Source organism: Bdellovibrio sp. SBM16, assembly GCF_056175625.1.
The window spans coordinates 382,700-395,683 of sequence record NZ_JBJKJG010000001.1 but is presented as its reverse complement, the minus strand read 5'-3'; the positions used below and the strand labels follow the sequence as shown (position 1 = coordinate 395,683).

General features: G+C 44.4%; 10 protein-coding genes. 8 read left to right on the top strand and 2 right to left on the bottom strand.

Annotation, left to right across the window (positions count from 1 at the left end; genetic code table 11):
• Positions 1-22: 22 nt before the first annotated feature.
• Entirely contained in the window at positions 23-265 is a 243-nt protein-coding gene (locus AC04MM_RS01835) for a hypothetical protein (protein ID WP_475378605.1), read from the bottom strand.
• A 334-nt stretch (positions 266-599) separates the two neighbouring features.
• Here AC04MM_RS01835 and AC04MM_RS01830 point away from each other — a divergent pair, with 334 nt between their 5' ends.
• From AC04MM_RS01830 to AC04MM_RS01810, 5 genes are all read left to right on the top strand, one after another.
• Positions 600-1,307, top strand: a complete 708-nt coding sequence (locus AC04MM_RS01830) for an N-acetylmuramoyl-L-alanine amidase family protein (protein WP_475378604.1) — start codon at positions 600-602, stop codon at positions 1,305-1,307.
• 52 nt (positions 1,308-1,359) lie between these two features.
• Entirely contained in the window at positions 1,360-2,121 is a 762-nt protein-coding gene (rph, locus tag AC04MM_RS01825; protein ID WP_475378603.1) for a ribonuclease PH, read from the top strand.
• A gap of 9 nt (positions 2,122-2,130) precedes the next feature.
• Positions 2,131-2,733: an RdgB/HAM1 family non-canonical purine NTP pyrophosphatase gene (rdgB, locus tag AC04MM_RS01820; protein ID WP_475378602.1), complete on the top strand. Its 603-nt coding sequence runs from the start codon at positions 2,131-2,133 to the stop codon at positions 2,731-2,733.
• A gap of 27 nt (positions 2,734-2,760) precedes the next feature.
• Positions 2,761-3,714 (top strand): ribose-phosphate pyrophosphokinase, encoded by a 954-nt coding sequence (locus AC04MM_RS01815; protein WP_475378601.1) that lies wholly within the window; start codon positions 2,761-2,763, stop codon positions 3,712-3,714.
• Positions 3,715-3,783: 69 nt separating this feature from the next.
• Positions 3,784-4,452, top strand: coding sequence for a 50S ribosomal protein L25 (locus tag AC04MM_RS01810; protein ID WP_475378600.1), 669 nt, complete (start codon positions 3,784-3,786; stop codon positions 4,450-4,452).
• Positions 4,453-4,665: 213 nt separating this feature from the next.
• On the opposite strand, the gene AC04MM_RS01805 is transcribed toward AC04MM_RS01810, so the two are convergent.
• Positions 4,666-10,212 (bottom strand): tail fiber domain-containing protein, encoded by a 5,547-nt coding sequence (locus AC04MM_RS01805; RefSeq protein WP_475378599.1) that lies wholly within the window; start codon positions 10,210-10,212, stop codon positions 4,666-4,668.
• A 246-nt stretch (positions 10,213-10,458) separates the two neighbouring features.
• On the opposite strand from AC04MM_RS01805, the gene AC04MM_RS01800 reads away from it, so the two are divergent.
• Genes AC04MM_RS01800 through AC04MM_RS01790 form a run of 3 tightly spaced genes read left to right on the top strand, consistent with a single transcriptional unit; the run spans position 10,459 to position 12,978 of the window.
• Entirely contained in the window at positions 10,459-11,430 is a 972-nt protein-coding gene (locus AC04MM_RS01800) for a hypothetical protein (RefSeq protein ID WP_475378598.1), read from the top strand.
• Positions 11,427-12,335, top strand: coding sequence for an acyltransferase domain-containing protein (locus tag AC04MM_RS01795; protein WP_475378597.1), 909 nt, complete (start codon positions 11,427-11,429; stop codon positions 12,333-12,335). The genes AC04MM_RS01800 and AC04MM_RS01795 overlap by 4 nt, the downstream gene beginning before the upstream one ends.
• A complete protein-coding gene (locus tag AC04MM_RS01790) occupies positions 12,316-12,978 on the top strand; it encodes a Coq4 family protein (protein WP_475378596.1) in 663 nt (220 codons plus the stop codon). Before AC04MM_RS01795 ends, AC04MM_RS01790 begins: the two co-directional genes overlap by 20 nt.
• Positions 12,979-12,984 lie beyond the last annotated feature (6 nt).

Sequence of the window (12,984 nt, the reverse complement as noted above, 5' to 3'; positions counted from 1 at the left end):
AAGCGAACGTCGTCTGTATGCATTAAACCAAAACCAACTTCATTGGAATATAGCGCACATTCGACCCGCCATCTCGAGTTCGTAAGTTTTCATTAATGAGTGACAGATGACCGTAACCTTCTATTTTTCCCGAGTTCTCGACGACCCATACGTGCTGGTTAACAATCGCATTAATTCGCTGATCCTCACGGTAAGGTCGAAAACCCCAACCACGAATTTCCTCTTCAGTGTGATCCTGTGAACATACTTCGCGAATAGAACGCATATGGGCTTCGTGTATACCTCGAGCGTCTTCTGGTCGGGCTCGGCGCACCTTTCTCATAATCACCTCAATAAAAATTCTAAAGTTAGTGCTGTGCTGGTCAACCATCACGACACATACAGACGACGTTCACTTCAGGGATTTAGCACGACCAAATGGTGACAAGCCATTCACGTCACTGTCTAGGCGATAGACAGCTTAAAACGCATATATTGCTTATAAACTTGGTCATACTCTTGCTCTATTAGGAAGTACCCCCCATGGCGGCTAGGCACCCCCCCCTTACCTGGCCGTCTTTTTTTTTCTCTTACTGCCAAAATAATGCTTAAATTAAAAAATGCGTCTGATACTTCTCGCCGCTTTTATTCTCGTTACCGGCAGCTTGGCCATGGGCCAATCTGCTACGGAGCCGTTTGTGGTGGTGATTGACCCAGGACACGGCGGGGTTGATGCCGGCGCTGTGCGGGGCATTTTCAAAGAATCAGATATCACACTTAAAGTTGCGCAGCGGATGCAGTCTCTGCTGCAGATTGATTTTTCTAACAACATCGAAGTGATCCTGACCCGTGAAACAAATAAAAGTTTATCTCTGGAAAACCGGGTGCGCGTTGCCGAACAGCACGGTGCGGATCTGTTTATCAGCCTTCACGCCAATAGCTCGCAGGCCAGTTACGTGACCGGCATGGAGTTCTATTTTAAAAAAGGCGTCTATGCGCAAAAGCTGCCTGATATTGAAGCCTCTACCGCAGTTAAAAAAATCATCGGCGATCTCACAAGCTTTGGCCAGATCAGACAAAGTTTAAAGTTCAACCAGCTGCTGCAAAACCAGATCAAAGCTTGGCGCATTGACGAAAAGACCGTCATTAAGCGCGCCCCGTTTTTTGTGATCGAAAAAACCACCATGCCTTCGGCACTTATCGAAATTGGCTATATTTCTAATTTAAGCGAGGCAAAACTCCTTCTTACCGACGAGCGTCAGCAAGAGATTGCTGAAACCATCGTCAAATCGATTTACGAGTACAAAGCCCAAAACCTGACCCGCTAAAACAGGCCAATTTCAGAGTGACTTTCACTCTCGGATTTAGTGATATATTGCCATGACAAATCCATCGCAAAATTTCGTTCGCGCCGACAAACGTTTACACAACCAGCTTCGCCATATCAAAATCACCGCCGGTGTTTCTGATTATGCTGAAGGTTCAGCGTTAGTTGAATTCGGCAACACGCGGGTGCTGTGTACGGCGACTTACGAAGCCAAAGCCCCACAGTGGTTGGTCGGAACCGGTTCTGGCTGGGTAACTGCCGAATACGGTATGCTGCCGCGATCAACGCACACCCGCATGAAACGTGAAAAAACCGCCAGCGGCGGACGCACTCAGGAAATTTCGCGCTTAGTGGGCCGTTCGCTTCGCTCGTGTGTTGATTTAAAATTGTTGGGCGAAAAACAGATCATCATCGACTGTGACGTGATCAATGCCGATGGCGGAACCCGCACAGCAGCTGTTACCGGCGGTTTTGTCGCCTTAGCCTTAGCCTTAAAAAAACTTCAGGCGCTTGGCGAGATTAAAGCCAACCCGCTAAAGAGCTATGTCGCAGCTATCTCAGTCGGTTTATTTGAAGACAATAACACGTTAATTCCTATTTTAGATTTAAATTACGATGAAGATTCTGAAATCGGCACTGATATGAACTTTGTGATGACCAACAAAAATGAATTCGTCGAAGTGCAAGGCACAGCCGAAGAAGGCACCTTCTCGCGCCAGCAACTTTTTGAAATGATGACGATTGCCGAACACGGCTGCAAAGAATTATTTCAGTACCAGCAAAAAATCGTCGGCGAATACTACCCGTTAACTTAAAGGATACACATGGAACTTTGGATCGCCACCGGCAATAAAGGCAAATTAGAAGAATACAAAATGGCTTTGCGCTCATTGCCTGAGATTCAAATTTTTCACCAAGGTGAAATCAAAGGTTTTACCGCCCGCCCCGAAGACGGCCAAACTTTTTTAGATAATGCACGTATCAAAGCCAAAACTTTAAAAGCCGTCAAACCAGATGCCTGGGTGTTAGGTGAAGATGCAGGCTTAGAAGTTGTGGGCTTAAACAATCTTCCGGGTGTGCATTCCGCAAGATACGCAGGACCTAAAGCCGCCGATTCTGAAAACGTCGCTAAACTTTTAAAGATGATGCAAATTCGTAACGTCTCTCCACGTACGGCACAGTTTAAGTGTGTAACTGTGGTGCTGACTCCGGATAACCAAGAGTGGATTTTTGAGGGCACTTTAAAGGGCACGATCGGCCCGAAAGCTGTGGGCCAAATGGGCTTTGGTTATGATCCGGTTTTTATTCCTGAAAACGAAACTAAAACCCTGGCTGAACTGGGTCCCGGTTATAAGATCCAGCACTCTCACAGGGCTCAGGCACTAAACCAGTTCCTTGAGAAATTTAATTCGGTTTTACCGAAATAAACTGCAAACGGTCATAGGGGGATGAAAATGACAGATGCAAAAAATTTTAAGGTGTTCGCAGGAAATACCAATCTACAACTCGCAAAACAAGTCTGCGATATTCTGGGGATTCAGCTCGGCGAAAGCAAAGTTACAAGCTTTAACGACGGCGAAATCCAGGTTGAGATTCACGAATCAGTGCGTGGTAAAGATGTTTTCGTTATCCAAAGCACCAGCAATCCCGTGAATCAAAGTTACATGGAATTATTTATTATTCTTGATGCTCTTAAGCGCGCATCGGCCGCCTCAATCACTGCGGTTATCCCGTACTATGGCTATGCCCGCCAGGATCGTAAGGTCGCACCGCGCGCCCCAATCACCGCAAAATGTATGGCCGATTTATTAACAACGGCCGGCGCCAACCGCGTCGTATCGGTTGACCTGCATGCTGCCCAAATACAAGGCTTTTTTAACTGTCCTTTTGACCACTTATTCGGAGTCCCTACCCTGGCCCGCGCCTTTAAAGACGCTGTCGGCGAAGGGGATGAATTTGTGACCGTAAGCCCTGACGCCGGCGGTGTTGAACGCGCCCGGGCCTTTTCAAAACGCATTAATTCGAGCCTAGCCATTATCGACAAACGCAGGACTGCTCCGGGCGAGGCGAAAGCCATGCACTTAATCGGGGATGTGACCGGTAAAACCGCGGTGATCGTCGATGATATGATCGATACGGCTGGAACGCTTACACAAGCTGTTGACAGCCTACTTAAGAATGGGGCAAAACAGGTGTTCGCTCTTGCGACTCACCCGGTTTTTTCGGGCCCTGCGATCAGCCGATTACAGGAAAGTCCGATTGCTAAAGTTTTTGTGACCGACACAATTCCTTTATCAGAGCAGGCCAAAAGCTGCAGTAAAATCCAGGTTATTTCGGTAGCCGGAGTTTTAGCAGAAGCGATCAGAAGAATTCACGATCACGATTCGGTGAGTTCTTTATTTGATTAAAGAAAAATATCCCGCCAATGAGTAAGACAATTAAGTCTGATGAGTAAGCGGTAAGAAAGAAGAACAAACATGTCAAAACAAAGAATTGAATTAAACGTAGAAACTCGCCAAAAAGGCCGCGGCAACTCTCGTGAATTACGCGTTAACAAACAAGTTCCAGGTATCATCTACGGTGCTATCGAAAACCAAAACGTATCTGTACACGTAAACGACATCTTAAAGTACAACACTCGTGCCTACGAGAATGCTTTAATGACTTTAAAATCTTCTGATTCAAAATTAAACGGCAAAGTGGCCTTAATCAAATCAGTACAAGTAAATCCACTTTCTCGCCGTCCAGAGCACGTTGATTTCTTCGCTCTAGACTTAAGCAAACCAGTTCGCGTATCTGTCGAAGTTAAAATCGAAGGTAAAGCAATCGGTCTTTCTGAGGGCGGTTTATTAAATATCGTTATGCGTTCAGTAGAGGTTGAGTGTTTACCAACAGCTATCCCTGAGTTTCTTACTTTAGACGTAACTAACTTAGGCGTTGGCGAATCATTACACGCTTCTGAGTTAACAATGCCTGCAGGTGTTAAACTTATCTCTCGTCCAGAAATCACAATCGCAGCGGTTGTTGAACAAGAAGAAGAAGTTGCAGCTACTCCGGCAGCAGCAGCAGCTCCAGCAGCGGGTGCCGCAGCTCCAGCAGCTGGTGCAAAAGCCGCAGACGCAAAAGCTCCAGCAGCGAAAAAATAGTTCTAACGAGTTATTTTTCAAATCAAATAATGAATCAAAAAAAGGCGATGGCAACATCGCCTTTTTTATTTTGTGTTCGCTGTTTCAGATTAAAGTAAACCGTACTCAACCCAGACCGTTTTTAACCGATAATTAATATACATTCAAATAGTGCGACCAACGCGCGACTCACACTTTGGGCTGGTTCTTCACTGAATCAGCCCATTTTTTTATTTATTTGCAGATTGGTGCTGTTGGATCTTTTTGGCAAAGATAGGCCTTGATGGCCGAGTTTTCCTGTTCAAGACTTTGAATTCTTCGATCTTTAACCTGATTTTCAAATTCAAGATTTTGAATCTTCGCATTTGTTGCACTTAAGTTTTCTTGCTGCCCTAAAATTTTAAAATACAGCTCTTGCAAAGCTTTTACTATCGGCGCCGTTAACTGATCGTATTTCACACCCTGAATTTTATTTTCTTTATTGTATGTCACCAGCCGTGAATCAACTTGCTCAACTTCTTCAGCGATAAAACCTACATCCTGTTCTTTGGATTTGATCCAGTCATAACTAACCGGGCGTAATTTTAAAATTGTCGAAAGTGATGAATCAAGATCCAACACATTTTCTTTATAACGCTTTGATGACGAACAGGCAGCCAACACACTATTGCCATCAATACAAAGCTGGGTTGCCGTCGCTGCCGCCAGAGAGTCGACTCTCACAGTACCACCCACATGAAGGCGGGCCTGCGGGCTAGTCGTACCGATCCCGACGTTGCCACCATTTACCGCCATAGTTATATTTCCGTTTTCAGAAATATTAAATCGATTTGCAGTACCTGCACCAATACCATCAGACCAAAAATTGATAGATGAGTTAGCCGGATCATTCGACGTTCCGATAAGCCATTTTGTAGATTTTGCTACGCCTTCCAAAGCTAAAGAGTAGTCACCTCTAACATGCAATCTATTACTTGGCGTGATGGTTCCAATACCGACGTTGCCGCCGAAATACGAATTTAATCTATTGCTAGCTGTTCCAGCCCCACCAAATCCGATTTGCGCAATGAGCTCGCCACCACCGCGATAAAATCTATGACCAATACTATTTGTGTAACTTACACCGGCACCATAGGTATTATGAAACCCCTCGGTACCTATTGCATGCGAAACAAATTCATCTGCTGTGTTAGCTTCTTTGTAGAGCCTAATCTTACCGCTTCGATGATTATTATCACTGATACTGATATCTCCAGCCGCTAACTCAAGTTTAGATGCTGGTGTAGCTGTCCCGATACCAACGTTGCCAGTAGAAGTTATCGTTAGGCGATCAGAGCCATTTGTATTAAATCGCATTGAAGAGTCAGGAGCATTTCCATATATGCTTCCAATATTTCCATCAGTTCCATTTATTCCAAAATTTATAAATGGATTCCATGTACCATTTCCTGATGTGACTTGAATTCCTGGCTGAGATCCCGAGGCTGTAGTGCTCATTTTCAGCAATGCAAGGCCTGTATTACTAGATATCTCTAAATTCCTACTCGGGCTGCTTGTTCCAATACCGACATTACCGTTTGATCTCACGATCATTCGTTCTGTGGCACTCGCCGTGGCAGTACTTGTGAATAAGCGAATTCCGCCCACGGCACTTAAATGTAATTCGTCGGCTGATGGACCTTCAGGATTATCGTTTACGTTAATTTTTAATGCGGTGGCCTCGCCAGAAACAACTTCATAGGTGATCGTTGAGAAATCGCCACTACCTCCGCCAGGATTTGCGGAGAACCGAAGCCCATTACTTGCCCCGTGTAAAACCTGAACACCGCCACTGACATCTAAAGCAGCTTGCGGCGTGCTTGTGCCAATACCTACTCTACCAGCTGCGGTAATTCTTAATCGTTCGGTGCCCGAGGTACCAAAAACGGTCGAGTTGCTACCATCATAATCCCAGAACAGATTTTGATTATTCCACCATCGCCCGACAACCAGACCTGCAGAGGCACTCGAGCCAGTGGTTCCATTGGTGAAGTGAACTGCCGCTGCGCCAAATCCGCCATCTGTTGTTGGACTATGTATATGCAGAGCCCGCCCACCGCTTGCATTGATGTTTGGATTAACGGTGCCAATACCCACATTGCCGGTGTTACGAATAGTAAAAAGCGTAATACCATCATTTTTATAATTGCCATTAAATGGAACTTTTCCGAAAAAGAATCCATTAGTTCCATAACCTGTATGGTCGTAAGTTGAAAACAACATCGAGCTCGTATGTATCCCTTCGATGATCGACATATTTGCCGTGTAAGTGTCATCGCGTAATAACTGTAATTGTTTGAATGTTCCCGTAGTTGATGCGCTGTAACCGAATTTCGTATTCAATTCAGCATCTGTAAAAGTACTAGTAGTGTAACCTGATGACAGCGGCCCATTGTACTTGATACTGCCACTGACTTCTAAAAGTGCGGTTGGGCTTGTCGTACCAATTCCGACGTTACCACCACTGCCTTGAAGAATTAGCGAGCCACTCACATTTTCTACATGAAATCGTTCGTTTGCACTACTTACTCGCGTATCAGTTCCATGAGCAACCAAATCGATATAATCCCGATCAGTGGTTGCATCTATTGTTGGGTAATGCGGCCCGACTCTTAAGATATCACCTAAGCCAGTCAAATGAAGCTTTTTCTGAGGACTGCTCGCCCCAATCCCAACGTTACCGCCATTTGGATTTAACAATAAATTCGAATTACCTTGCACAATGTTAGTTGCAACACCGCTGGTCGCCGTGATCGACGCCCCTTGAATATTTGACGATGTCACAATCGTGCCACTGGCATTAATATTACCGCCGACCCCAACCCCACCTGATACGACCAGCGCACCGGTTGTGCTGTTAGTTGATGTGGTGTTGTTCGCGACATTAATTTGCCCTGAGTAAGTTTGATTACCTGAATAAATTTGATTACCGCTGGTGCTTGCCAGTGCGCGACGCGTGTTGGTTGCATCGGTGTAGTAAAGACTTGTGCCGTCGTATTCGATCGCCCCATCGGCAGGTGATGCCAGTAAAGCTCCGCTGGTGATTTTTAAACTCGCTGTCGCGGTTGTGCCTGATGCCAAGTGCAGGCGTGCAGTCGGTGTTGTAGTTCCAACACCAACATTGCCATTACCGCGAACAATAAAAGATATATTTGATGATGGCTGATAAGCTCCGCCATTATAAAGTGAATTAACTGTAAAATCCACGGAAGCACCCGATGGATTATATTTCATACCTATAGCACCAGCTATATTTGAATGGTCTCGCCAAGTAAGCTGTTGAAGATAGCCAGGCGTCGTTGACCAACCACTCGTCGGAGCATTTTGCAATGTCATTATTTCATTATCTGCTCCAACTAGAGTTTTACTTACACTTAGCCTTGCAGTCAGCGCACTCGTCCCGATACCGACATTACCACTCGTATCAATCGTCATTCGTGTAGAGAGCGATGAACCATCGTGTGAATTTAACGTAAAGTTATTTGAACCCAAAACTAAGCCAAAATTCCATGCTGGTGTGCTTGCCGTTAAGCTTACAGGAAAAAATCCGACAGACGCATTTTGTGACGCGCTATTAATGCGGCTAAGTCTAAGTGCTGAATTACCAGAATTTGAAGCGACCTCAAGCTGTGTAGTTGGCGTCTGCGTACCAATACCTAAGCGTTTGTTCACATTATCCCAGAAGAAGTTTGTATTGTCCTGACTAACAACACCGTTATTGCCAGCAAATAGTACGCTTCCACTAGTTAAAGCAGTTAAACGCAATGATCCATCGATCACACTTGAACCAGAAACATTTAAATCAGCCGCGGTATTGATATTGCCAGCAACACCTAAACCACCTTTAACTACAAGTGCACCGGTATCAAAGTTTGTCGACGCTGTCGTAGCTGAAACAACCACGCTGCCTGTCGTATTGTTAGGTGATAAAGTAATGTTACCCGAAGTGTTTGAAATTAAATTAGTATTTTCAAAACTGCCTGGATTTGAATTGGTCGCAATCGCCCGGCGCGTATTTGCACTATCGGTAAAATATAATTGTGAACCATCGTATTCGATGGTTCCACTTTGCGCTGATGAGAGCAATGTGCCTGCAGTAAGTTTTAGTGGCGCTGTAGATGACGTGCCAGCTGCAAGGTGTAACTTCGCTGATGGTGTTGTTGTGCCAATACCAATATTACCAGTGTTCGTGATGACCATTCGCTTGGTCGGTACATAATTTGTTCCAATAGTCAGGCCTGTATCATTCCAAAATTCAGTTGAACCATCTTGTCTGAAATTTAATCCAGAAGCCGCTGTGTAGTTAGGAATAAACTGATAACTCACATCATAATATGCATTATTACCGATATAAGATCCGACCGTATTGGCAACAGATCCGGCCCATAGTTCTTGCGATGATGAGGAAGTACCCTTTAGTCGTAACTGTTTATAACCGCTATTAACAACATCAAGTGTAGTTACTGGATTATTCGTTCCGATCCCAACGTTTCCAGAGTTCGTAATACGCATGCGTTCATTTGCTGTTGTCGCACCAGAGGCCGTTGTTGAAAAAAAGATTAATGTTCCTTGGCCTGAACTAGACCAGTTTTGATCGGCGGCCATAACGATTTGAGCACGTGGGGTTGTCGAGTACGAAGTGCCGCTGTGACCATGCCCCTCTAAGCTTAATAGATAATTTCCGTTTAAAACTGCATTCGGCGAAGCTATAGTATTTGAAGCTCTGCGGCCCACAATTTTTGGAGAAGCACCAGCACTGTCTAATGTAATTAAGGCATTTAAACTATCTGCACCTACAACATGTACCCCGGTATTGGCCGGAGCTGATACATAAGCTGAATTTGAGTTAACAACTAATTTCGCATCAGGAATGGCTGTACCAATACCGACATTTCCCGCCGAGTAGCTGATACCCGAAGCGACATTGCTCCACTGCGAACTGGTAATCGCCGCAAATGAGGCTGCCACGGTGGTAGATAAACTACTTACTGCGCTATTAAGACTGGCGACGGTACTTGAAACTGAAAACACGGTTGATGACACTGATGAAAGAGTCGCATCAGTTGCATTCAGGGATGACGATAACGCTGTAAAACTAGCACCCGTAGCCGGCGTGTAACCCAGCGCGGTCGTGATATCATTACTGGTGATGGCACCTGCATTACCAACCGCCACACACGAAAAGCTTACACCGTTAAAGCGCAGCGCTTCGCTGGCACCACAAGTCGTTAAGGTCGAAGTTTTAACAAAATCACTGTCTGAAAAACCATTAAGCTTTTGCGCTTCATTCGCATACATCGCATACGGAACCGCATTGATCGCCATCGCCGGCAACGTTTGCCAACCAGAGCCGTCATTAAACTGCATCACAATCTTTCTGATATCATCAGCCTGCGGAGAATAACTACTCACTGGACTACTTACGTCACAGCTTAAACTTGGGGTAACATTTGAAAATACATCTTTAAAAGTGGTTGCACTGACAGGATAAGTTTTTACACCACTGCCCAGCGAAAACGAGATTACGCCTGCACTGTTTGCCATATTTACGGCTGAATAAGTTTCAGCATATAAAATGCAACTGCCGGCTGGATCTAAAATGGTAAATTTAAAATTTACGTTACTGGTTTCAAGAGGATAGCCGTTCGGTTTAATAATTTTAGCCTGATAAGTTGTTGTGGCCGGTGATGCCGAAACAGCACTAGCTAAGAAAAAAAGAAAGGCTACCACATACAAGAACATGTGTAATATATCGGCTAAATTCTGTTCGCACGAGAGAACTGACGACTCAAAATGATACATTGTTCACAAAAAACTGAAAAAAGCGAACGCGAGTAGCGGCCTAGGTCGTGCTATTTCGCAAATAGCTCTTCACCCCCCCAAATATCGTAAACATTTTATAGTCGCCCTACATCTGCCTGGAAATTAAACAGCAGTTCGGCTATACCTGCCTTGCTTATAACACAACTAAAAAGGGGCGGTTTCGTGATGGCCAATCAACTTAAACAGACAATGGATCAACTTGCGCAGTTAGTAATTAGCGATGTTAATATTGAGTCGGCATTTTTAGCGGCCCTTGGCAATATGGAAGAAGTTGCCGCCCGCGAAATTACTAAAACCATCAGCCACGAAACGCCACCTGAGTCTTTAGTTGAAATCATTCAACACGCACAAGATGAACACCGTCACGCTTTTCAGTTACGTGCTTTAAAACCAGTAAAACTTTATTCTGATCTTAAATACTACGCCATGGAACAGGAACTTTCTGAAGTCGGCGTAAATTTTGTTTTAGGCTTCTTCGGACAGCAGCTTTTATTAAAAGCCCGTGCTTCAAGCCGTTTTGCCGGTTATGTGCATGGCGCTTTAACCATCGAACAAGTGCCTTTGCAAATGTATACCGCTTATTACAAGCTGACTAAACACGAAGCCATCAAAAAGGGGCTTGCAGTAGTTTTAAAAGATGAGGCTGATCACCTGGCCTTGGGGCGCAAATTTTACGAAACCCTACCATTGCCGGCACGCTTTGATATAGACGAAATCAACACGATCGAAGCTGAAATGTGTGAGCTATTAGGACGTCGCATGATTCAAGTGATCGAAAAAAATTTGCAGACGACAAATTCAGAATCACAGCTTTTTGAAAAGTCACTCACTCAAAACCGTTTACGGTTAACTACCTGGATTTTAGCTTTAGCCGAAAATGAAATTAAAAATAATCGTCCACAGAATGCTAAAATTCTTGAAGATTCTGTCTTATTCATCACAGGCCAAACTAAAGAGGCTTTCTCCGTCGATCTGACTGCAGATTTAACCACACTAGCCAGCTATACGCCCGAACGTTTACAACAACATATCTCTGCTTTAGCTTGTGCAACAACGTTAATTGGCGTTAGCTATGCCCTTGAAAAAGTTCAACAGCAATTAGCTACAGCGCCGCATTCGGCCAGAGCCTCTGTATGAAAACCGCCTTTATTTTTCCGGGCCTAAACGGCCTAATTAAAGCTGAAGATCGCATGCGCTACTTGCATGTGCCCGAAGTCAGTTTACGCCTAAAGCAGGTCGAAGCGATTTTCAAAAGCGTTACGCGCACTGAATTTAAATTTGAAAATTACCTTCAGGGCACAATGCAAGAAATCTATGCTATTGAAAACATCAGTAAGGCCGCAACCGCCATCTGCGCTATTCAAGTGGGTGTTTCAGAAAATTTGATGAACAAAGGAATCAAGCCGGACTGGACACTGGGGTGTTCTTTGGGTGATTTAGGCCGTGCTGTGATCAGTCACGTTGTTAATTTTGAAACCTGTATTACCGGCTACATCCGCTTTGCAGAAAAATTGCAAGGCATCGAGAAAATCGGCGCAAACGTAGGTGTTTCAAAACCTGCCGGTGCAGCTTTTACCCAAGAAGAAATTACTGAAATAGAAAACCTAGGTCTGGATATTTCGGTCATGACGCCCAATTTTCTAAATATTGGCGGTCGCTACCAAGATCTTGAAATGCTGCAAACGATCGCTAAAGAAAAAAGATTTCGTACCGTCAAAATTTTAGATTATCCGGCCCACTCTAGATACATTTCGAATTACGTGCAAGCTGCAGCCCTTGAGGTTAAAGATATTCAGTTACAGGCACCAAGCAACCGTATTTTTTCATGTATTTCCTGCGACGAGATCATCGACACTGATATTATGAAAAATGAACTTATGCTGAACATGACCCAGCCACTTAGGTGGGGCGAAGCTATTCAAAAACTTGAAAGCTATGAAAATGAAATGCGTTTTATTAATATCGGCCCATGCAAAAGCCTAACTAAAATGATTCCTGATTTACATTTAAAATCACCAGTATATGAAGCTGACGTTTTTTAATTTACCGGTAAAAGTATGCAAAGCGATCTACTATGGCGTGCGCCTTTTTTTTCGCCCCCATGAGCTAGATACACTTATTCAATTGGCTAACCAACTCACTGACCTTAAAGCCTTTGACGAAGCGGTATTGCATGTCAAAAAAGACAGCCAGGCGCATATTTTAATAACTGAGCGTTATTCACCGCCACCACTTGATCTCGAAAAACTCAAGACCTGCGCTAAAGGCAGCTTTGGTTTGGCCTACTATCATCACATGCGACACTTCGGCTTAACACCCTACTACGCGCCCGATGTAAGCTGTGTCAGCGAAAAGATTTACCTACGCGAACGCCAACGGGTAATTCACGACTATGTGCATGCCCTTTTAGATATTGGAACCACTGTTGAAGAAGAGGCTAAACTTAACGCTATTTTTATGGTTAAAGGCTGCAGTCCTTTTACGGCGGTGATTGTAGCCGGCGCATTTTTTCATTTTTTATTTAAACGCCCCAGTGAACTTATAAAACTAACCCGTGAAGTAAATCAGGGGTTTAACTACGGTGAACAATATAAGACACCGTTTGCATTAAAGTGGGAAGAACATATCCATACCCCACTGAGTGAGGTTAAATCACTTCTGTCGGTCATGCCATCACAACGTTAGATCCTT

Coding starts and splice junctions, on each gene's coding strand:
- AC04MM_RS01835 (WP_475378605.1), bottom strand. CDS start 265: ATGCGTTCTATTCGCGAAGTATGTTCACAGGATCACACTGAAGAGGAA.
- AC04MM_RS01830 (WP_475378604.1), top strand. CDS start 600: ATGCGTCTGATACTTCTCGCCGCTTTTATTCTCGTTACCGGCAGCTTG.
- rph (WP_475378603.1), top strand. CDS start 1,360: ATGACAAATCCATCGCAAAATTTCGTTCGCGCCGACAAACGTTTACAC.
- rdgB (WP_475378602.1), top strand. CDS start 2,131: ATGGAACTTTGGATCGCCACCGGCAATAAAGGCAAATTAGAAGAATAC.
- AC04MM_RS01815 (WP_475378601.1), top strand. CDS start 2,761: ATGACAGATGCAAAAAATTTTAAGGTGTTCGCAGGAAATACCAATCTA.
- AC04MM_RS01810 (WP_475378600.1), top strand. CDS start 3,784: ATGTCAAAACAAAGAATTGAATTAAACGTAGAAACTCGCCAAAAAGGC.
- AC04MM_RS01805 (WP_475378599.1), bottom strand. CDS start 10,212: ATGTTCTTGTATGTGGTAGCCTTTCTTTTTTTCTTAGCTAGTGCTGTT.
- AC04MM_RS01800 (WP_475378598.1), top strand. CDS start 10,459: ATGGCCAATCAACTTAAACAGACAATGGATCAACTTGCGCAGTTAGTA.
- AC04MM_RS01795 (WP_475378597.1), top strand. CDS start 11,427: ATGAAAACCGCCTTTATTTTTCCGGGCCTAAACGGCCTAATTAAAGCT.
- AC04MM_RS01790 (WP_475378596.1), top strand. CDS start 12,316: ATGAAGCTGACGTTTTTTAATTTACCGGTAAAAGTATGCAAAGCGATC.